The following is a 19,978-nucleotide window of genomic DNA, read 5'->3' on the forward strand; positions in this document are numbered from 1 at the left end:
GTCGTGGAGAAGGTCCCACCCCCACCCGAAGTGCTGGCGGAGACCGTCGACCCCGACCCGGAGCCCTCCAACGCCCCTCCCACCCTGGACGAGGTGGAGGACAAGCCCGCGCGCAAGCCGGGTCGCTCCACGGGCAAGCGGACCACCAAGGAGTCGACGACCCGGAACGGCAAGCGCGCGACGTTCGACTCGGGTGAGGACAGTGCGGCCACGCCCACCGGAGAGCCGGGCTTCCTCACCCTGGTCACCGAGCCCTACGCCAAGGTGTATCTGGGAGGACAGTCCCTGGGTGATACCCCGCTCTTCAAGGTGAGCCTGCCCTCCGGCAAGCACACGCTGAAGCTCGTGGACGGCGACGGGAAGGCACTCAAGCTGTCGGTCGACATCAAGCCCGGCGACACCACCGCCGTGCGAGTCCCGCTGGAGATGCTCTCCCGCCAGTAGTTGCCCCAGGGGTGGCAATCGCTCGGAGCGCCGCGCGTAGCCGCCATGACGGGGCCCCTGCCGGGTCCCATGCCTTGGGAGCGCGCCATGAAGACCGCCCGGATGTCCCTGCTCGTCCCGCTGTTGATGTTCGCGGGAACCTCCTTCGCGGAGGGCGCCCAGAAGGGTGAGGCGCGAGATGTCCCCGACTTCGAGAGCCTCGCGGTGGGCCACGGCATCAAGGCCCAGGTGAAGGTCGGCCCCAAGTCGGTCCGCGTCGAGGGGCCCTCGGAGCTGCTGTCCCGCCTGCGACTCGTGGTGAAGGACGGACAGCTCACCACCCAGGTGGAGCGCGACGGCCTCTTCAGCCAATTCCAGGGCGGCAAGGTGCGCCTGTACGTCTCCAACCCCCACCTGGACGGCGTGGACGTCAGCGGAGGCGGGAATGTCGAGGCGGAGGTCTCCCCCTCCGGAGACGAATTCTCCGCCGAGGCCAGCGGCGGCGCGGCCCTCACGGTCCGGGGCGTGGACACGAAGAAGGTGGAGGTCGAGGCCAGCGGCGGGGCCGCCGTCAACCTGGCGGGGCGGGCCCAGGAGCTGGACATCGAGGCCAGCGGCGGCGCCGTCATCAAGGCCATGGACCTCAAGGGCGTGAAGTCCCTGGAGGTCGAAGCCAGCGGAGGAGTCCACGTGGAAGCGGACCCCTCGGAGAGCCTCTCCGTCAACGCGACGGGCGGCACCACCGTCCAGTGCGTCTCCCGTCCCCCCCGCACCGAGGTGAAGGCGCGCGGTGGTACCCGCGTCGTCTACCTGAAGGACTGAGCGCGGCGCTCCAGGCGTCCGGGCACGTCCCGGACGCGGGTGGGGGCCCCCCTGGGTAGGGACGGACACTGTCCCCCAGGGAGAGGGCCACCTTGCTCCAGTCGTCGCGGACGATTGGAATGCGGCTCCCCCACCCGCCGGAGACGCCACACCATGACGGACCCGATTCCTCCTCCTTCCACGCAGGGCTCATCGGGACGCAAGGCAGCACTGTGGAGTGGCGTGGGACTGGTGGTGGCCCTGGTCGCCGGAGGTGCCCTGTTCTTCCGGGGCAGGCAGTCGCCTCCAGGCCATGACGCGCATGACCACGGCGAGCACTCCCCCAAGAAACAGGGCGCCGCGAAGCCCACCGTGTCCCCGGAGGTGCTGCGCCACACGGACCGCGCCGCGCGCGCCGCCGCCACGGGTGAGTTGAAGAAGGCCCGCGAGTCGCTCGGCGAGGCGCTGATGCTGGCGCCCAGGCACGCACCCGCCCTGTTCGTGCACGCCTGTCTGGCGCTCGAGGAAGGCAACGACGCGGAGGCCGCCACCGTGCTGGGCCAGCTCGCGGCCGTGGCGCCGGGGAGTCCGGAGCTGAAGTTGCTGGAGACGCTGCGCGAGCTGCGGCGCGCGCCGGGTGTCTCCTGGCAGCAGGCCTTCCGAGACGCGTGGGTGACGCTGGGCCGCCCCAACCTCGGCAAGAGCGAGCTGCTTCCAGGCGCCACGCCCCTGCCGCCGGACCCCACCGCCTCCGACTGGGAGAAGCTCGCGTGGGAGCGGGCGCCCTCGGACGACGTCAAGCTGAGGCTCGCGCTCGCCTCGCGCAAGCTGGACGCGGACAAGTCCCTCTTCCTGCTGGCGCAGGTGCCCCGACTGGAGAACCCGGACCTCTACCTCGCGGTGCGGGACGCGCTGAGGGGCGAGTCCCTGCCGGAGTCCGAGCACGAGCGGGCGCGCAAGACGTTCCGCCAGAAGCTGGAGTCGCTGGCCGCGGCGCACCCGCGCTCGATGCAACTTCAGTTGCTCCTGCTACTGGGTGACACAGAGTCCGGCACGGAGCTGACGGCCGCGGAAATCGACGCGCTGGAGCGCGTGGCCACGTTGCCCGCGTGGCGGGAGACCTCGTTTCACGATGGCTACCGGGAGACTCGCCGGCTCTTGAAGGAAGCAGGCGTGCCGGACGCCAGCGCGCTGGCGATGGCGGTGTCCCTGCGAGGCATCAACGAGCGGGGGACGTGGATTCTGCGCACGCGCAACGTGGCCACGCGCGGCGCGCTCTCTCCGGAGGGACGTCAGCGCCTGGGTCGCATCACCCGGGACATCGGCGCCAGCCTGGTCCAGCAGACCACCGTGGTGGAGCGGATGACGGGCCTGCAGTTGGTGCGTGGCGGCTCGCAGGACCTGGAGGACGACGCGGGCCGGACGCTGGCGATGAATCAAATCAAGGAGCTGGAGCAGGCCATCGCCGTGTTCCAGCAGACGGCGATGGAGCGGTGGCCGCTGAACTCGCTCACCGAGGAGCTGCTGGAGGAGAGCACCCGGGACGAGCCGCGCTACCTGCAATCCTTCGGGGCGAAGGCGCCCGCGGGCGCGGCCCGGATGGGGCCCTAGTCAGTGACGAGGTGACTCGGGCCCCAGGGAACGCGCTTCTCCCCGGGGCCCGAGCGGGCCCCCCACGATGCAACGGAGCCGCCGCACGCCGGACCTCCAAGGTCGTCCGGGCAACCGCACTCCTTCCACACAAGCGCCGGGACCAAGGGGTGCATCCCGGGCAGGCCTCGCGTGGGCAATGTGGAACACGTCTACGTCTTTCAACGCAACGATGGCCGAAGAATATCGGGTACGCGGGGCATGTCCACCCGCAGGGTCGGTGACGCGGGGTGTGCCGTGTCAGGCCGGGTTTCTCCAGGTTCCAGGGCGGGTCGCGTTCACCACCCGTCCTGGAAATCTTTCAGGAAAATTCGAGGACGACCGATTGACAGCGCGCCCGAGCGCCGTTTTGAGCCGGTGCGCGACGCCCGTCATGACACCTGACGCGTGATTCATGACGCACCGAGGCCGCCGACTCAGAGGCCCGGTGAAACCCACTCGCACGCAGAAGCCCTGTGGAGAAGTTGGGGACGACAACCCGGGTTGTCGGCGCTGTCCACGGAGTTGACGGGAGGCTCGCGTCGAATCCGCTGAATCCCTGGCGTTCCAAAGGCTTGCATCCCCGGAAGGCGCTGGCCGTGCCGTTGCACTGAGGCCCGGCCATGCACGTCGCCTTCTACCTGTTGCTCGCCATCGGCCTCCTGGGGGCCTTCGACGTCCTCTACTTCCACCTCTGGCGCGGCCGGCTCCAGGAGCGCCCCGAGTGTCAGCGCGAGGTGCTCTGGCACACCGCGCGCCACCTCATCTACGCGCTCCAGTTCCTCTGGGTGCCGCACGTGCGCATCCAGGGGTGGGCGCTGGGGCTGCTCGGGGTGCTGTACGCCGCGGATGTCTTCGTCGCCCTCGCGGATGTCTGGGAGGAGCGCGACAGCCGAGCGTCCCAGGGCGGTGTCCCCCGGGGTGAGTACTTCATGCACGTGGTGCTGAGCGTGCTGGTGGGGCTCTACCTGATGGCGACCTTCCACGCGGTGTGGGCGGACAGGCTGCTGCCCACGGGGCTTCGCGTGGACCCGCCCTTGGTGCCCGTGGCCTTGCGCGCGCTGATGACGGTGATGGGCGTGACGGCGCTCATCGTCTTCGCGAAGGACCTGGCGCGGTGGTTCGCGTTCCGGAGGCGACCGATGGCCACTCCATTCCGACAACCCCGGCTCCAAAGGATTGTCGCGGAGGTGTTCATCCCCGCGCCCGTCGAGGTGGTGTGGGAGCGCACGCAGGACCCCGCGCTGCACACGGCGTGGGACGTGCGCTTCACGTCCATCCGCTACCTGCCGGAGGCCGATGCCCGGGGGTTCCACCTGATGGACTACCGGACGCACCTGGGCTTCGGGCTCGAAATCATCGGCTGGGGTCGCTACCTGGCGAATACGCCGCACGTGCGCTCGACGTTCGAGTTCGGCTCGGAGGACTGGCGGAGCATCATCCTGCGCGGTCGCGGCGTATGGCTCTACGAGCAGCGGCCCGGGGGGACGTTCTTCAAGACGGTGTTCGACTACCGCGCGCGGTACGGGGTGGTGGGGGAGGTGCTCGACGCGGTGCTGTTCCGTCCCGTCATGCGGCTGGGCACGGAGTGGGGCTTCGAGACGCTGCGCCAGTGGTGCGCCGGGGATGAACACGCCCCGACGCGAGGGCGCTCGCGGTGGCGCTTCGGGCTGTTCATCCTCGCGCGGGTGCTCGGACGGACGCCGGCGCCGGGTGCGGCGAGGAGCTGGCTTGGCCGAGGCGTCGAGGACCGCGAGTCCACCACGGCGTATCCCTGTGGAGAACTTGTGGAGGTCTCTTCATGAGCGCCGAAGCCGTGGAGACGCATCCGCGACGGAAGCCGCCGCGGACCCGCTTCGAGACGCGAGTGGAGGACACCGTGTTCCAACTCAACTCGATGGCCTCACCGCACCAGGATGCGCGACTGGAGGCCTTGCTCCGTTCGGAAGGCTCCCCGCTGGCGGACGCGCAGTTGGAGGCCCTGCGGCGGTCGGGAGAGCTGCACCCGGGAGACTCCCAATTGGAGGCCCTGCTCCCGAGGGACGCGAAGCGGGAGGCCCGGCTCCACCCGGAGGAGCTCGACGAAGCGCGGACGGCCCTGCCTGATGCGCCGCTCGGGGAGCTGCGGGACTTCGCCATCCGTCACCGCGCCTGCCGACTCTCCTTGAGCCTGCTCGCGGACTTCTACCGCGCGCATCCGTGCCGCATGGCGAAGGTGCACCTGCTGGCCGCGAGCGCGGTGACACTCGGCCGCTTCTGGGGAGTGTCGGAGCCCTTCGCGCGACTGGGCGCCGCGGTGATGCCGGTGGATGAGCGTGGATTTCCCCGCACCCGGGAGTGGGCGTCCTACGCGCGCGCCTGCGAGGACCAGCTCCCGCTCGAAGTCCGCGACGAGCGCTGGATTGAAGCCCACATGCGAGACGTGGCCCGGGCCCGTGACGTCGGGTACGAGGCCGCCTTTCTCGAAGAGGCCCGCGTCCACGGGCACGAGCCGCTGTGGCGCCTGCTGGTGCAGCACGTGGAGATGACGCTCGGCGCGCGCCTCTTCGACCAGCCCGCCCTCGCGGGCGCCGTGCCGGGTGAGACGGCCATCGCCCACGGCCTGGCGCTGTCCCTGTCACGCATGCTGAGCGCCAGTTGGAGCCTGCTGCGCCACTACGCCTTCGCCACCGTGCGCGCGCTGTGCCTGCCGCGCTGGCGCCACGACACCGGCCTCGTCGATGAGCGGCGCACGGCGTGGCTGTTGCTCACGAGCTTCATCACCGCGTGGACGGCGGCCAGTGTCTACCGTCGCGGTGTGAAGGCCGTGCACCGGGGCCAGCGCGCGAGGCCCTCGGATGTCTGGCCCCTGCTCGCCACCGTGCTGGGCCCGGACATGTCCCGCGTGGACCCTCGCGTCATGCGCTTCTACGCGAACCCCGGTGCGTGGGGCGCCCGAGCCTCCGTCACCTTCGCCTCGCGCACGGCCCGGCTGCTGGCCTGGATGGCCACGCGCCTGTCCGGCCAGGGCCTCTCCGAGCACGGGGCACGCACCTTCCCCGGACGCTTCCTCACCTTCCGCCGCGCGGATGGCTCCATGCACTTCGTCCGGGAGCTGTACTGCGACGGCGTGCTGCGCAGGTTCGACTCGGACTTCATCCTGCGCGACGGCCGACTCCACGAGGTCTTCGTCGAGCACGGCCTGGATTTGGAGCTGGACGTGTCCGTCCTCGAGGACGGCGGCATCCGCTTGCGAGGTGGGACGCTGCGCTGGCACGGCCTGGTGCTGCCACCGTTCGGCCGAGGCGTGGAGTTCCGCATCCATCCCGTCTCGGATGCCACCGAGCGCGTGGACATCATCGGCACGTTTGGCGGGGGACCCACGGCTGGAGCCCCCCTGGGCCGCATCCACTACGAGGCCTGGAGGCACAGCGACGCCGTGCCTCCGGTGACGACGGATTGAGGACCGCTCAGCTTCCCTGGTAGGCGCGCTCCAGGGCGGCGATGTCAATCTTCTGCATCCCGAGCATCGCCTGCACCACGCGTCCCGCCTTCGCCGGGTCCTTGTCTCCCATCAGTCGCATCAACGTGGTGGGGATGATCTGCCAGGACACCCCGAACCGGTCCTCCAGCCAGCCGCACTTGCTGTCCTTTCCGCCCCCCGCCGTGAGCTGTTCCCAGAGCGAGTCCACCTCCGGCTGCGTCTCACAACTGACGAACAGCGAAATCGCCTCGGTGAACTTGAACCGCGGCCCGCCGTTGAACGCCATGAACGGCTGACCTTCCAGTTCGAAGGTGACGGACATGGCCGCGCCGTCAGGGCCCCGCGCAACCGAGGTGATTTTCGAGTTCTTGAACACCGACGTGTAGAGCTTCGCCGCCTCTTCCGCCTGGTTGTTGAACATCAGGAACGGGGTGATTTTCTGCATGGGGAAGTCCTTGGTGGGTGCGACACCTGGATGGCGCCGGCCTTGCCCTACGTCGGAACCGCGCCCGGCACTTCGACACGCCCCCCGTGTTTTCTTCAAGAAAAGGGCGCTCCCCGTCCCAACCTCAGTGGTCGGCCCCCTCGTGGTGGTCATGGCCCGGCCCGCCGAAAGTCCCCGGCCACGGCTCCTTCGCGGGCAACAGGCCCGGCATGGGGAAGCGCTGGAAGCGCGACTGGCTGTAGGCAAACGGTGGGTCACACTCGCCACAGGTGGTGGCCCCGTCCATCAGCAGCAGGGCCCCGGGTGCCAGCTCCAGCAGCTGCGGAATCGAGCGGGGCGCGTAGTCGAGCTCGCACTGGAACGCCTCGCCGCCGTCCGTCATGCGCACGCCCACCAGCAACTGCCTGTCGTCGCCGTCCGTGGCCGTCGTGAGCACCAGCGTCCGGGGAGGAAACCCGGGCGCATCCGGCCAGGACGCGAGCCGCAGCTCCTTCGAGGTGAGGAGCTGTCCCGAGCGCAGGGAGTACGTCCACGCGGGACTCAGCGCGGGCAGGCCGTAGCCCTTCAGCTCCGTGGCCACGGGCAGCACGCCACCCTCGTTCACGTTCACCGTGGTCCCCGGTGCGCTGGGCACCAGCAGCTCGCGCGTGGCCACCGCGCGGCCGAACTGCTGGGGAAGGGTCCCAGCCACCGAGCCGTCCGCCGTGCTCAGCGCCTGCGTGCCCCGCTCCGGGAACAAAAGCCCGTTCACCACCGCCAGCTCACCGGCGCGCTGCGCCTGTGACTTGCGCCAGCGCGGCACGCCGTCCGACGAGAAGGCCATCAGCAGCGAAGGGGCCCCCGCCTGGAGCGGAGCCCCCACGTTCAACGTCTGCGAGAAGGAGACATACAAATCCCCCACCGCGTCGGAGACGACTCCGAAGGGGTGCGGGTGGTTGCACTCGGACAGCAGGGGGTCCGTGAGCTCCTGTGCGGACACCATCTGTCCATACGCATCCAGCACCACCAGGAAATACATGCGACACAACGTCTCGCGGTTCAGGCCCACGGGGTAGGCCTCGAAGAGGGCCGCCAGTCGGTCCGGGGCCATCACCGCCAGCCGCGCCAGGAAGAGGCTGGACGTGCGCTGCGCGATATCCGGCCGCGCGCTCGCCAGGGTGAAGGTCCACCGGGGCGCGCCCGTGTAGCGCTCCACCAGGGACACCGTGCCGTCATCCGGCAGGTCCATGCACAGCAGCCTGTCGTTCCACAGCATGCAGCGCCGGGCCGCGTCACCGCTGAGCATGGGCACGGGCGCCGCGGCGTCCAGCAGCGCTGACTCGTAGAAGCCCGCCAGCGTCACGTCACCTTCCGGCCCCACCAGCAGGTCATGCAGGTTCATGCTCCGCACCCGCGCGTCCAGCACCCAGTCCGGCGCGAGCGACACCGCGTCGGGCCGCTCGCACACGGGCCCCTTGCAGCGTCCCTCCGCCTGACACGGGCTGGCCGCCGCGCAGACGAAGCCATCCGGCAGGTTGCGCCGCGCGCACGCGCCTTCCACGCACACGTCGGCGGCATCACAGCCGCGCTCCGTTCCACAGAAGGTGCCATCGGGCGCATCCGCCAGGCCACAGCCGAGCTTCGGGTCGCACGTGCCCACCTGACAGGCGCCCGCTCCGGGACACGGCGGCGCGGGCACGGCGCGACAGCCGTCCAGCGCGTGGCACACGTCCGTGGTGCAGGCGTTGGCGTCGTCACAGGGACGCTCCAGTCCCTTGCACCGTCCCTGCTGACACATGGCCGTGGTGAGACAGGCATTGCCTGGGTCACACCCGGTGCCATCCGGGAGCACCGTCTCCACACAGCGCTCGGACACGGGGTCGAACACCGCGGTGGAGCACGTCACCGCCTGACACTCCGGCGTTTGCCGCGCCTCACCCGCGAGCACCAGCTCCGCGCGACCTCCATCCGACGCGGTGCCGATGAGACGGGCCTCGTACGTGCCCATGGCCTGGGGGCTGAAGCGCAGCCGCACCGGCACCTCGCCCGCGCCCACGCGCGAGGGCAACGCATCCACCAGCGAGAAGGGCGCTTCCACCGCCGTCCAGGTGACGTCCAGCGGAGCGCGCCCCGCGTTGAGCACCCGCACCTCCGCCTCGCGGACACCGCCCGGGAAGGCAGGGGGGAAATCCAGCCGCGACAGCGACAACCTCAGTCGGCCCTCGGCACCCACCAGGGGAGGGCCCTCGCGGCACGCCGTCAGACAGGCGCCGAGCACCGTCGCCCACAGGATGAATGCCCACCCCACCCCGCCTGCTCTCGTCGCGCGTGCCATGGGTGCCTCCCGTGCTCCAGCCCTGGCGTATAGTCCTCGCGCCCGGAGGATGCGAGGGGTGCGCCTCACCGCGCTGTCGGCCACCCTCCCTCCCAAGACCCTCCGGGAATGCTTGCGTTTCGGCTGCTGAACGCTCGCGCCTGTAGACTCCCGGCGTCCGTTCTCCACTGGAGTCCTCCATGTCCCCGCGTCCCACCTTCGTGCTCGTCCTGGCCGTGCTCGCGCAGTGGGCCCTCCCCGCAGCCGCGCAGGACGTGCCGCGCACGATGACCTTCCAGGGGCGCCTGGTGCGCGCGGACGGCACGCCCGAGAACTCTCCCCAGGACCTCGCCTTCGCCCTCTACGCCACGCCCAGCGGCGGCTCCCCGCTGTGGCAGGAGAACCACCTGGCCGTGCCGGTGACGAATGGCTACTACGCGGTGGTGCTGGGCTCCTCGGCGCCGCTGGGGGACGACCTGGTGCGACGCTCGGAGATGCACCTGGGCGTCGCGCTCGCCAGTCAGTCGGAGCTGACGCCGCGCTTCCGCCTGGCCTCGGTGCCCTTCGCCCTGCGCGCCAGCGACAGCATCCGACTGGAGGGCCGCGCCGCCTCCACCTTCGCGCCCACGAGCCACACCCATACAAACGCCACCACCACGGCCCCCGGCTTCATGTCCGCGGCCGACAAGGTGAAGCTGGACGCGCCCGCGCCCACGTATGGAGACGGGCTCATCGCCTCGGGCACGCCCCTCGCCGTGCGCGTCAGCTTCCCGACGGCGGGCGGCACCAACGGCTCGGCGCGCATCGCGGCCCGCTCCGACCACACCCACGCGAGGCCCTCGCTGACATGTAGTTACAAGAGTGCCACGGGCAACGATACGCTCGACCCTCGCGCCGCCACCGCGTGGTGCGGCATGGGGGAGACGCTGATGGGCGGCGGCTGCAGTGGACTCGAGGACGGACCCGCGCCCGTGAGCGTCGCCTTCCAGCCCGCGGGCGTCACTTTCGAGAACGGCCTCACGCAGACCCCGGGCGTGCCCGGCTATCGCTGCCGAGGCCACCTCACCAGCAGCACCGCCCCCACCGCCTACGCCATCTGCTGTCGCATCCCCTGATGACAAGCCGAGCGTCAGCACGTCGAACACGACGGCGCGTTTGACCTCATCCACCCGCGCGAAATCGCAGTCTCGTCAGAGAGCTGAACGTCGAACGGAATCCCCATCCGCTCGGGTAAGGGAGCCAAACGAGCACACGAAGCCCTCGCCTCCTCGCGAACCCTTCAGGCGTCGGGTGACGAAACCCTGTGATTTTTTCAGACGGTCTCTTCGGACCCACTGCAACCGCGCGGAATGGTTGGATCCGAGAAGGGTACGGTTCTAGCAGTCGGAAACGGCATGACCTCCGTCTCCACCGCGGGCTCACCATCATCCCAGGCCTTCACCGTGCTCATCCCACGCAGCCTGCAGGGCAGCGTGGATGGACTGTCTCCGGAGACACGGCAGGCCCTGCTCTCGGAGCTGTTCCGCATGGCCTCGCTGGCGCATCAGGAGCGCGGCCTGCTGCCCATGTCGGAGCCCTATGCGTTGAACCTGGACCTGGATGGATGCCACGTCGTCGTGGAGATGGATCCATCCCGCTCGCGGCTGACCCTCTCGGGGCTCACGCGCGCTCGAGCGCTGGGCTGAGCCCGGCGATACGTGAAAAGCGATGTCTCGACGGGCCGGCTACGAAGAATCCTGGGACCTCACCTACCTGGTGGAGCAGTTGCGCGAGCTCATCAGTCGCGACCTCCAACTGGATGAGGCGCTCGCGGAGGAGCTGGAGGACACCCTGGCCCGGCTCGTCCTGCGCAACCAGCGTCTGCGGGGACTCCAGCGCATGGTGAACGCGGAGCGTGACGCGGAGGACCTCGAAATCCTCCGCAACGCGCTGGAGCGCACGGACCGCGAGCTGCTCGCGGGACTGCCAGCACTCCTCGAACGCCTGCGTGAAGCGCACGCCTGAGCCGTCCGCTCTACGGCGTGGCCCCTGGATAGAGCGTGTGCGTGGGCCCCCGCGCGGGAGTGCCCCCCAGGCCCATGCCCACCGAGCCAGGCCCCGGAGGAAGCACGCCTCCCGCGGGCACCAGGTTTCCCAGCTCGGCGCGCACCGGTCCCTCGCAGACCCCCGCGCGACAACCCTCCAGCCCCTGACACGGCTTGCCCGCGCCACACACCACCGCCTGACACACGCCCGCGCGGCACACCTGTCCGGAGGCACACGGGCCCACCGCCGCGCAGGCCTCCGTGGCGGACAGGCATCCACCGGCGCGGCACACCTCGCCCGGGCCGCACTGCTCCCCGGTGGTGCAGGACAGCGCCAGGCACGCGCCCTCGCGACACACGCGCTGCGCGGGGCAACTCACCGCGGCGCAACCCGCGCTCGACACACAGCGGCCTTCTGGGCCACAGCGCTCATCGGACGCGCAGGCGAAGTCCGCCGAGCACGCGACACTCCGGCACTGTCCTCCGGACCGGCACACCGTGCCCTGGGGACAGGCGACGCCGAGACATCCGTCCCTCACGCACTCCGAGCCCACACAGCGCTCCGTGGGGAAACACGTCGCGGTGCCACCACAACTCACGCGCCGGCACGTGCCCTCGCGACACACCTCGCCCGCCGTGCAGCTCGTCCCCAGACACGACGGATCCACGCACGCGCCGCGCTCGCACACGCGCCCAGCGCCACAGGCCACGCCCTGACATGTGGTGGCCAGACACCGGCCCTCCACGCAGGCCTGGCTGTCCGGGCACACCACGCTCGCGCACAACTCGGGCGGCACCAGTGGGGTGCTCTGCTCGCAGCCGCCTGGCATGACGAGCGCGCCCAGCGCCACGAGGAGAAGCCCCCACCGCGACGTCCCCAGGCTCATGGCAAACGCTCCGTGCGGTCCGCCGCCGGCAGCGCCAGGGACTCCGGCCGCGTCAGCACCACGCCCAGCACCACCCCGGCCGCCGCCAGTCCCACGCCCCCCACGACATAGGGCCAGAACGCGCGCCGGGGAGCCTCCTCCAGCGACGGCTCGGCCGCGGGGGACGTCGCCGCGTCACGCGCCGAGGCCACCGCCGGCGGCAGGTGCTCGGTGGCCTCCAGCCGCAGCGGCGCGCGCGGACTGCCCTGCTCGAAGAGGACGAAGCCTCCGGCATCCCGAGCCAGCGCATAGGCCTCCACGGCCCGCGCCGCGGGCGCCTTCACCGCCACGGGCCCCGAAGGCGGGCCCACCGCCGCGGAGAAGCCCGCCGCGCCCGGCAGGCGCACCGCCACCATCACCTCCGTGGCCACCTTCCGGGGCTGCTCCAGCACGGCCACCACCCGGCCATCCGCCAGCCGCGTCACCGTGAGTGTGGGCCGCTGGCCCTCCATCGCCGCCCGCGCCGCGAGGAACGGCACCTGGACCTTGGGCCCCAGCGAGTCCTTCACCTGGGCGGAGGGCTCCAGGACGAGCAAGGACTCGAAGGCCGCCTGAGCCTCCTGGCGCTGTCCCATGAAGGCGCGAGCCATGGCCAGCCCCCGCCATGCTCGCAGACGCTCCACGCGCGTCCCAGGGCCCTCCAGGGCCTCCAGGAAGGACGTGGCCGCGGCATCGAACTCCAGGGCGTCGAATTGTTGTTCGGCGCGCACCAGCGGCGGCTCCGCGCCCCAGGCCTGGGAGGCGAACAGCCAGAACATGAAGGTCCACGCGCGCACGGCCCATCAGTCTACAACCGTGTTGCACCCGTCCACAGGTGTTGTCCCCAGCGGCCTGCTGCTTCTAGAAAAGCTTTATGTAGGTATTGATCAAATAGTGGAAGCAGTAGAGGGCTCGGATTTGGGGATAAGTCAGCAAGCTCGCGGGATGACTGACGAATTCGGCCGATGCTACATGTGGGTAAACTGGCGGTTTCCCCCGGCCTCCCACAGGCGCTGATCCACGCCACCGTTTCTCCACAACCCACCCCCCGCTATCCACAGGCCATCCACAGGTCGCCGGTGGATGAGGGGGCGACCGTGCGTGACGGTGCATTCTCACCGCACGTCCGCGCCCTACAAGCCTGTTATCCTCCGTTGCGGTGCTGCTCCGGTGTCGGGGCGCTGTCGTGGAGGTTGCACCCATCGATTTCTATCGGGGCGAGCGCATCGGGAAGTACGAGGTCGTCACACAACTGTCCGTGGGTGGCATGGCCGAGCTGTTCCTCGGCTTCACCTCGGGTCCGGGTGGCTTCCGTAAATACGTCGTCGTCAAGCGCATCCTGCCGGACGCTCGGGACAACGAGCAGTTCGAGCGGATGTTCCTGGACGAGGCGCGCATCACCGCGGCCTTCAACCACCCGAACATCGCGCAGGTGTTCGACCTGGGGCAGGAGGAGGACGGCCTCTACCTGGCGATGGAGTTCATCGCCGGGCAGAACCTGAACCAGATTACGAGCGCGTGTCTGCGCAGCCAGCAGCCGGTGCCGCTGGGCTTCACGCTGTCGGTGGCGCGCGACGTCTGCATGGCGCTGCACTACGCGCACACCTTCACCGCGCCCTCGGGCGAGCCCAGCCCCGTCATCCACCGCGACGTCGCCCAGAAGAACATCATGGTGACGTACGACGGCATGGTGAAGCTGCTCGACTTCGGCATCGCCAAGGCGAAGGGCAGCCTGGAGCGCACGCACGCGGGCACGGTGAAGGGCACCACCGGGTACATGTCCCCGGAGCAGGTGCGCGGCGACAAGCTGGATGGCCGCAGCGACCTGTTCTCGGTGGGCGTGATGATGCACGAGATGCTCACCGGCGCGCGCCTGTTCGCGGGCAAGACGGAGCGCGACGAGATGATGAAGATTCTCGAGGCGCCCATCCCCTGGCCCTCGCACGTCACGCCGCACGTGTCGGAGCAGGTCTCCAAGGTGGTGATGCAGTCCCTGGAGCGCAGCCGTGAGAAGCGCTTCGCCAACGGCCGGGACATGGCGCGGGCGATTGAAGCGGCGGCGGGCTCGCTGATTCAGGACGCGGACCACCGCGGCTCGCTGATGAAGGAGCTGTTCACGGAGCGGATGGCGGCCACGCGCGCCCTGCTGGAGAGCGCGGACGGTACCGCCAACAGCCTCATGCTGGAGGCCGCCAAGCGCGCCCTGCGTGGGGACGACGGGCCGTACCTGCCGGTGCGCGAGAACCAGGCCACGCCGAAGACGGGCAACCCCTCCGTGCCGGGTGCCAAGAAGGTCTCTCGCAAGGTGTCGACGGTGAAGCCCCGGGCAGGTCAGCCCCCGGCGGACACGGACCTCACGCCTGGGCAGCGCCGGGGCTCGAACATCCTGTGGGGCCTGGTGCTGCTCGGCATCCTCGGGGGCGGTGGCTACGGCGCCCTGCGCTTGAGCAGCGCGCTGGACGCGACGATGGAGCCCGTCGTGGAGCTGAAGCCGTACAACTCGGGGCTGCCCATCTTTCCGGAGCCGGGAGATGGGGGCGCGCTGGCGAAGGCACCGGAGCCGGTGAAGAAGCCGGAGCCGGTGAAGAAGCCGGAGAAGGTCCGGACGACCTCATCGCGTGAGGACGAAGACGAGGACAGGAAGCCGGAGCCCGCTGTCGTGAAGTCCTCGCGGGGGATGGGCAAGCTGACGTTCAGCGTGCATGGCGACAAGGCGCCCCTCAAGGTGGACGGCAAGGATGCGGGAGAAATCCCCGTGTTGGGTCTGTCCCTGCCGGCGGGCACGCGCACCCTGAAGGTTCGCGACCCTCAGGGGAAGTGGCGCACCCTCAGGGTGGACATCGTCGCGGGAGAAGCGACGACCCGCAGATTCGATAGCTGGCAGGATTTGCCGTAGGGCGGCGCGGGCTCGCTCGCGCCCCCATGAAGCTGGGGATGTGACACGCGGTCCTGTTATCTTCGCGCACCCTTTCAATCACCTTCGACGAGACTATGGCCGCGCTCACCATTGGCTTCCTGATGGACCCGCTCGAGACCGTGCGAGTGGACCATGACTCCACCTTCGCGCTGATGCTGGAGGCCCAGAAGCGCGGCCACCGGGTGCTCTACTTCGAGCAGGGCTGGCTGCGGTTCAACGGGCGCTGCGCGGAGGCGCGCATGCGCCATGTCACCGTGCGCCGGGAGCTGGGCCGGCACTTCGACGTGCTCGACGAGGCGACGCATCCGCTGTCGAACCTGGACGTGCTCTTCCTGCGCAAGGACCCGCCCGTCGACTCTGAATTTCTCCATGCGACACAGCTGGTGGAGCTATGTCAGGGCCGCAAGCCCGTCTACATCAACGACCCGGCGGGCATCCGGGATGCGAATGAGAAGCTCTTCGCCCTGCGCTATCCGGACCTGATGCCGGACACCCGCATCACCCGCGAGCTGCCGGTGCTGCTGGACTTCATCGCGCGTAACGAGACGGGCACCATCCTCAAGCCCATCGACGGCTTTGGCGGCAAGGGCATCCTCTTCCTGTCGCGGGGTGACAGGAACGCGCGTTCGGCCGTGGAGCTGCTCACCCAGGGAGGCCGCGAGGCCGTCGTCGCGCAGGCGTACATCCCGGAGAGCCGCCTGGGCGACAAGCGCATCCTCCTGGTGGATGGCGAGCCGGTGGGCGGCGTCTTGCGAGTGCCGTCCGGAGACGACCACCGCGGAAACATGGCCGCCGGTGGGACGCCTCACAAGGCGGTGCTCACGGCGCGCGACTTGGAAATCTGTGAGCGGCTCAAGCCCGAGCTGCGCAAGCGCGGCCTCCTGCTCGTGGGCATCGACGTGCTCGGCGACTACCTCACCGAGGTGAACGTCACGAGCCCCACGGGCCTGGTGGAAGCCAACCACCTGGATGGCGTGTGCGTGGAGGCCCGAGTCATCGACGTGGCCGAACGCCTCGCCGCCGAGCGCCCCGCGTCCTGAGTCCAAGCTCGGTGCTCGGCGCTCGGCGCCTGGTGCTCTGACGAAGAGCACAGGGCATGAGGTGCCCTGCCCCGCCGGTCCGTGGACCCCAGAGGTCCGCGCGCTCGGCTGGGGAAAGGCGGTCCTGTCACCGGGTGGCGCGCCGAGAGGCTCCGGAGTCGCACTCGTGGAGGTCGGCTGCCGTGAGCCTGACGGAGGACGTTGTCTCGGTGTTTCGCGGGTGACGGCGGCCGGGGTCGGATTCCCGAGCGGAACGTGAACTGAAGAATGGTTCATGTTTCATGGAAATTCGACGCAGTGCATAAAATGAATCCTGGTTCATATTTCACCGTCGAGGCGACGCGGCGCGCCTTGAACCCGGGAGATGCGGGGGAGTCACGTTGCGGCCCGTGGCCGTCTCTTCCCCCCGGCGGCCCGGGAGGCACCATGTCCTCGCAGCGTCCCCGCTTCACTTCGACGTGTTCTCGATTCACCCTCGCCGCGTGGTTGTTCGCGGGAGCCGTGGGCTGTGGTGGGCTCGACGCCGAGCCCTCCGTGCAGGCCGAGCCGGAGCTGGGACAGTCCGAGCTGGGGCTGACGCAGGTGACGGGCTTTGGCAGCAACCCGGGCAACCTGGCGATGTATCGCCACGTGCCGACGGGTGTGGCGGCGAACGCGCCGCTGGTGGTGGTGCTCCACGGCTGCACGCAGAACGCGACGGGCATGGAGCTGAGTGGTTGGACGGCGGCGGCCAACGTCTACAAGTTCTACGTGGTGTATCCGCAGCAGGCGAGCGGCAACAACGCGACCAGTTGTTTCAACTGGTTCGAGCCGGGTGACATCGCGCGTGGCTCGGGCGAGGCGCTGTCCATCAAGCAGATGGTGGACGCGATGAAGGCGGCGTACTCCATCGACGCGTCGCGGGTGTACGTCGTCGGCTTCTCGGCCGGTGGGTACATGGCTCCGGCGCTGCTCTCCGTGTATCCGGACGTCTTCTCCGCGGGGGCCATCAACGCGGGAGGGCCGTACAAGTGCGCCACGTCGATGAACGCGGCGTTCTCGTGCATGAGCCCGGGCACGGACAAGACGCCCGCGGCGTGGGGGGATTTGGCGCGGAGTGGCTACGCGGGCTACACGGGGCCGCGTCCGCCGGTGTCCATCTGGTACGGGACGAGCGACTTCACCGTCCGGCCGATGAACGGCACGGAGGCGATGGAGCAGTGGACCAACGTTCACGGCATCGACCAGACGCCGGACACGACGGAGACGGTGTCGGGCTTCCCGCACAAGGTCTACCGCGACGGCGCGGGCCGGGCGCTCGTCGAGACGTGGGAAATCACCGGCATGGGTCACGCGGTGGCGTTCGACGCGCAGTACAACTTCCCCGGGAGCACCACGGCGTGTGGCTCCACGGGCGCGTACGTGACGGACGCGAACATCTGCGCCGTGTATCACCAGGCGAAGTTCTTCGGCCTCACCGGAGGCGGTGGCGAGCCGAGCGGTGACACCACTCCGCCCACGGTGAACGTGACGTCTCCGGCGAGTGGGACGACGGTGAGCGGCGCGGTGAAGGTGGTGGTGAGTGCCTCGGACGCGGTGGGTGTCGCGCGGGTGGAGCTGCTGGTGGATGGCAGCCCGGTGGCGACGGCCTCGTCGGCGCCGTACGAATTCACATGGAACAGCCAGGGCGTGGGGAACGGGGCGCACACGCTGGGGGCTCGGGCGTATGACGCCGCGGGGAACCAGGCGACGGACAGCGATACCAGCGTCACGGTGAACAACACGGGGACGCCGACGCCCACGACGGCGACCTTCACGAGCATCGCGGCGGAGGATGGCTACCTGAAGGCGAACGCGGACGGCAGCGCGGCGGTGCTGGGGACGCTGACGAACCTGGCGCTGGGGCGTGGGACGGATGGGAAGTACAACCGCTCCTTCGTCTCGTTCGACACGTCGAGCCTGCCGGATGGGGCGACGGTGACGCGGGCGTATCTCACGGTGAGCTACTCGTCGGGCTCGGGCGACGCGTGGTCGACGCCGGCGGGGAACACGGTGGTCATCGACGTGAAGGCGGGGACGTTCAACGCCGCGTCCACGGAAGTCACGGACTGGGCGGCGGCGGCCGATGCGACCGCGGTGGCGAGCATCGACAAGTTCGCGAGTGGGGCGAAGGCCTCGGCGGACTTCAGCGGCGCGGGCCTGGCCTCCATCAACCGGACGGGGAGGACGCAGCTTCGGCTGCGCTTCAGCCTGGAGCAGACGGCGACGCAGTACCTGTTCGTGAAGGACTCGACGAACGCCGTGCTCACCGTCGTGTACACGCCGTAGCGTGAAACGGAGGGGACGGTGGTGTGCCCACTGTCCCCTCTTCCGCCGTGGATTCAGCGGCTCTGCAGGCGGTTCCAGCCGCGTGTGAGCTGTGCCACCAGCGTCCGCGCCTGCTGTCGCTGCGAGTGGCTCCACAGTCGGGGCTCGATGAACAGTGCACCGCCACTGCGCAGGGCGACCTCCCAGGCGAGCGCGGGACGGCGTCGCATCGGCTCTGTCTCCAGGGCCGTGGCCAGGCTCTCCGCCGTGAGACGAGTACCCCGCAGGTAGCGCTCCGTCTGCGTCAGGCTCGCACGTCGCCCCGCCCACCAGTGCTCCACGGCGTGGGCATCCACGCGCCCAGGGAGGACTCGGGGCCCGGGTAGCGTCTCTCGCAGGTCCTCTGGCGCGGGAGCCTCGGCGTCCTCTTCCTCCTCGGCCGCGTCTTCCTCGGAGAGTTCCTCCAGGATGAAGGGCGGTGCGAGCGGAAGGCCGGTGATGGCGGCGAACGACGAGGCGGCGAGCAGTCCCCAGTCTTCGTCATGAAGCAGGGGGAGCAAGGTCTCCGCCGCGGCGGGCTTGCCGCTGAAGCCCAGTGCCCAGATGACCTCCTCGCGGACCTGCTCATCCGCGAGCCGACCCACGAGGTCCGCGAGGTCCTTCGAGTCTCCCGCCACGGCCAGCGAGAGCAGCGCCGCGCGCGGAGAGGGCTCCTGGGACATGGCCCGCTCACGAGCCACTGTCCATGCGTCACGTGAGCCGAACAGCAGGCCCACCTCCAGCGCGGCGTCGCGCACCAGGGCACTGTCGTGTCCGAGTCCGCGCTTCACCTGGGTGTCGCCCAGGGCGGTCCGAGGCACGTAAGGCAGGGCGCGGAGAGCCTCGGCCTGAAGGGCGTCATCTCCGCTCAACGTGTCGGGCAAGGCGAGCCGCTGGAGGCGTCTTGCTCGGACGATTCCCGCCTGGACCTCCGGTGGAAGTCCGGGCAGTCGCTTCAGGAAGGCCGCGTGGAGGTCATCACGCGCGAGCAGCTCCAGCGCGCGAAGGATGCCGGGGCCTGCCTCATCGGGAGTGGTTTCGAGGGACTTGATGACAGCGTCGTGCCCGCTCGGGTCTTCGGAGGAGAGCAGCACCCAGGTGGCCACGGCGATGCGAGCGGGCTCCTCGGAGGCGAGGGCGGGCACGAGGAAGCGTCGGGCCGCGGGAGGACCGCCCAGGGCGAGCGCATCCAGATGGGCGAGCAGGCGCCCCTCGTCTCCGTCCGAGACTTCCGAGAGGGTGAGCTCCGGACTCCAGAGGGCCTGTTCCCACTGCGTCCAGAGGAACTCGGCCTCTTCGAGGTGATGTTCGAGCAGCTCCCAGCGAACGGTGGGCCGGCGAATCTTCACAGCTCCTTTTCGCAGACCAGGCACTTGGCCTTCATCTCGTCCTGGCCGAGCGCGACGACAGGCCCCTGGAGCAGCGGCGCGGGCGGGGTGTTCTTGTCGTTGTGGAGCATGAGGTCGAAGGTCCGGGCCACGCTCTTGCCTTCGAACTTCACGTCGAAGGAGTAGTTGACGAACTCGGCCTTGCCCTTGGTCTTGCTGGAGGCGACGCCGCCGCCCGCGGAGCCAGCCTCGTCACCGCTGCTGGTGCTGAAGTTGGAGTCCTCGACGCAGACGGGCTTGCCGTCCACGGAGACCTTCTTCGTGCCCTTCGCGGTGTCGGAGGACATGGCGATGTTAGAGCTGTCTCTTATACCCATCTCCGAGG

At 69.7% G+C, this 19,978-nt stretch carries 17 protein-coding genes; 11 read left to right on the forward strand and 6 right to left on the reverse strand.

Annotated elements, in window-relative coordinates; all coding sequences use genetic code 11:
• The 5 genes from FJV41_RS36045 to FJV41_RS36065 all read left to right on the forward strand — a co-directional run.
• Nucleotides 1-444 (forward strand): PEGA domain-containing protein (locus FJV41_RS36045; protein ID WP_141647145.1); only part of this gene is annotated, 444 nt, incomplete at its 5' end.
• An 87-nt stretch (nucleotides 445-531) separates the two neighbouring features.
• Nucleotides 532-1,245, forward strand: a complete 714-nt coding sequence (locus tag FJV41_RS36050; protein ID WP_141647146.1) for a head GIN domain-containing protein — start codon at nucleotides 532-534, stop codon at nucleotides 1,243-1,245.
• A gap of 153 nt (nucleotides 1,246-1,398) precedes the next feature.
• Nucleotides 1,399-2,835: a tetratricopeptide repeat protein gene (locus FJV41_RS36055; protein WP_141647147.1), complete on the forward strand. Its 1,437-nt coding sequence runs from the start codon at nucleotides 1,399-1,401 to the stop codon at nucleotides 2,833-2,835.
• 641 nt (nucleotides 2,836-3,476) lie between these two features.
• Nucleotides 3,477-4,658, forward strand: a complete 1,182-nt coding sequence (locus FJV41_RS36060; protein WP_141647148.1) for an SRPBCC family protein — start codon at nucleotides 3,477-3,479, stop codon at nucleotides 4,656-4,658.
• Complete coding sequence (locus FJV41_RS36065; protein WP_141647149.1) at nucleotides 4,655-6,295, forward strand: DUF4166 domain-containing protein; 1,641 nt, start codon at nucleotides 4,655-4,657, stop codon at nucleotides 6,293-6,295. The genes FJV41_RS36060 and FJV41_RS36065 overlap by 4 nt, the downstream gene beginning before the upstream one ends.
• A gap of 7 nt (nucleotides 6,296-6,302) precedes the next feature.
• On the opposite strand, the gene FJV41_RS36070 is transcribed toward FJV41_RS36065, so the two are convergent.
• Both FJV41_RS36070 and FJV41_RS36075 read right to left on the reverse strand, forming a co-directional pair.
• On the reverse strand, nucleotides 6,303-6,761 hold the full coding sequence (locus tag FJV41_RS36070; RefSeq protein ID WP_141647150.1) for a VOC family protein: 459 nt from the start codon (nucleotides 6,759-6,761) through the stop codon (nucleotides 6,303-6,305).
• A gap of 124 nt (nucleotides 6,762-6,885) precedes the next feature.
• Nucleotides 6,886-9,075, reverse strand: a complete 2,190-nt coding sequence (locus FJV41_RS36075) for a tenascin-X (protein ID WP_141647151.1) — start codon at nucleotides 9,073-9,075, stop codon at nucleotides 6,886-6,888.
• A 179-nt stretch (nucleotides 9,076-9,254) separates the two neighbouring features.
• Here FJV41_RS36075 and FJV41_RS36080 point away from each other — a divergent pair, with 179 nt between their 5' ends.
• From FJV41_RS36080 to FJV41_RS36090, 3 genes are all read left to right on the forward strand, one after another.
• Nucleotides 9,255-10,169, forward strand: a complete 915-nt coding sequence (locus tag FJV41_RS36080; protein ID WP_141647152.1) for a DUF8740 domain-containing protein — start codon at nucleotides 9,255-9,257, stop codon at nucleotides 10,167-10,169.
• 279 nt (nucleotides 10,170-10,448) lie between these two features.
• Nucleotides 10,449-10,739: a hypothetical protein gene (locus FJV41_RS36085; RefSeq protein WP_141647153.1), complete on the forward strand. Its 291-nt coding sequence runs from the start codon at nucleotides 10,449-10,451 to the stop codon at nucleotides 10,737-10,739.
• 22 nt (nucleotides 10,740-10,761) lie between these two features.
• Nucleotides 10,762-11,058: a hypothetical protein gene (locus FJV41_RS36090; protein WP_141647154.1), complete on the forward strand. Its 297-nt coding sequence runs from the start codon at nucleotides 10,762-10,764 to the stop codon at nucleotides 11,056-11,058.
• 10 nt (nucleotides 11,059-11,068) lie between these two features.
• On the opposite strand, the gene FJV41_RS36095 is transcribed toward FJV41_RS36090, so the two are convergent.
• Together FJV41_RS36095 and FJV41_RS54720 are read right to left on the reverse strand one after the other, a co-directional pair.
• Complete coding sequence (locus tag FJV41_RS36095; protein WP_141647155.1) at nucleotides 11,069-11,965, reverse strand: hypothetical protein; 897 nt, start codon at nucleotides 11,963-11,965, stop codon at nucleotides 11,069-11,071.
• Nucleotides 11,962-12,780, reverse strand: coding sequence for a hypothetical protein (locus tag FJV41_RS54720; protein WP_174456080.1), 819 nt, complete (start codon nucleotides 12,778-12,780; stop codon nucleotides 11,962-11,964). Before FJV41_RS54720 ends, FJV41_RS36095 begins: the two co-directional genes overlap by 4 nt.
• Nucleotides 12,781-13,250: 470 nt before the next feature.
• Between FJV41_RS54720 and FJV41_RS36105 the strand changes: the two genes are divergently transcribed.
• The 3 genes from FJV41_RS36105 (at nucleotide 13,251) to FJV41_RS36115 (ending at nucleotide 18,247) form a co-directional block, all read left to right on the forward strand.
• Nucleotides 13,251-14,879, forward strand: a complete 1,629-nt coding sequence (locus FJV41_RS36105) for a serine/threonine protein kinase (protein ID WP_141647160.1) — start codon at nucleotides 13,251-13,253, stop codon at nucleotides 14,877-14,879.
• 95 nt (nucleotides 14,880-14,974) lie between these two features.
• Entirely contained in the window at nucleotides 14,975-15,940 is a 966-nt protein-coding gene (gshB, locus tag FJV41_RS36110; RefSeq protein WP_141647156.1) for a glutathione synthase, read from the forward strand.
• 426 nt (nucleotides 15,941-16,366) lie between these two features.
• Nucleotides 16,367-18,247 carry an extracellular catalytic domain type 1 short-chain-length polyhydroxyalkanoate depolymerase gene (locus tag FJV41_RS36115; protein WP_141647157.1) on the forward strand — a complete coding sequence of 627 codons (1,881 nt, stop codon included), beginning with the start codon at nucleotides 16,367-16,369 and terminating at the stop codon, nucleotides 18,245-18,247.
• A gap of 53 nt (nucleotides 18,248-18,300) precedes the next feature.
• Here the strand turns inward: FJV41_RS36115 and FJV41_RS36120 are convergent, their stop codons facing one another.
• Complete coding sequence (locus FJV41_RS36120; protein ID WP_141647158.1) at nucleotides 18,301-19,614, reverse strand: TIGR02270 family protein; 1,314 nt, start codon at nucleotides 19,612-19,614, stop codon at nucleotides 18,301-18,303.
• Nucleotides 19,611-19,978: DUF4150 domain-containing protein (locus FJV41_RS36125; protein ID WP_141647159.1), on the reverse strand; the 368-nt coding region annotated here is incomplete at its 5' end. The genes FJV41_RS36125 and FJV41_RS36120, both read right to left, overlap by 4 nt.

The organism is Myxococcus llanfairpwllgwyngyllgogerychwyrndrobwllllantysiliogogogochensis (genome assembly GCF_006636215.1).
In the GTDB taxonomy this organism is placed as follows: domain Bacteria; phylum Myxococcota; class Myxococcia; order Myxococcales; family Myxococcaceae; genus Myxococcus; species Myxococcus llanfairpwllgwyngyllgogerychwyrndrobwllllantysiliogogogochensis.

Coding starts and splice junctions, on each gene's coding strand:
- FJV41_RS36050 (WP_141647146.1), top strand. CDS start 532: ATGAAGACCGCCCGGATGTCCCTGCTCGTCCCGCTGTTGATGTTCGCG.
- FJV41_RS36055 (WP_141647147.1), top strand. CDS start 1,399: ATGACGGACCCGATTCCTCCTCCTTCCACGCAGGGCTCATCGGGACGC.
- FJV41_RS36060 (WP_141647148.1), top strand. CDS start 3,477: ATGCACGTCGCCTTCTACCTGTTGCTCGCCATCGGCCTCCTGGGGGCC.
- FJV41_RS36065 (WP_141647149.1), top strand. CDS start 4,655: ATGAGCGCCGAAGCCGTGGAGACGCATCCGCGACGGAAGCCGCCGCGG.
- FJV41_RS36070 (WP_141647150.1), bottom strand. CDS start 6,761: ATGCAGAAAATCACCCCGTTCCTGATGTTCAACAACCAGGCGGAAGAG.
- FJV41_RS36075 (WP_141647151.1), bottom strand. CDS start 9,075: ATGGCACGCGCGACGAGAGCAGGCGGGGTGGGGTGGGCATTCATCCTG.
- FJV41_RS36080 (WP_141647152.1), top strand. CDS start 9,255: ATGTCCCCGCGTCCCACCTTCGTGCTCGTCCTGGCCGTGCTCGCGCAG.
- FJV41_RS36085 (WP_141647153.1), top strand. CDS start 10,449: ATGACCTCCGTCTCCACCGCGGGCTCACCATCATCCCAGGCCTTCACC.
- FJV41_RS36090 (WP_141647154.1), top strand. CDS start 10,762: ATGTCTCGACGGGCCGGCTACGAAGAATCCTGGGACCTCACCTACCTG.
- FJV41_RS36095 (WP_141647155.1), bottom strand. CDS start 11,965: ATGAGCCTGGGGACGTCGCGGTGGGGGCTTCTCCTCGTGGCGCTGGGC.
- FJV41_RS36105 (WP_141647160.1), top strand. CDS start 13,251: ATGGCCGAGCTGTTCCTCGGCTTCACCTCGGGTCCGGGTGGCTTCCGT.
- gshB (WP_141647156.1), top strand. CDS start 14,975: ATGGCCGCGCTCACCATTGGCTTCCTGATGGACCCGCTCGAGACCGTG.
- FJV41_RS36115 (WP_141647157.1), top strand. CDS start 16,367: ATGTCCTCGCAGCGTCCCCGCTTCACTTCGACGTGTTCTCGATTCACC.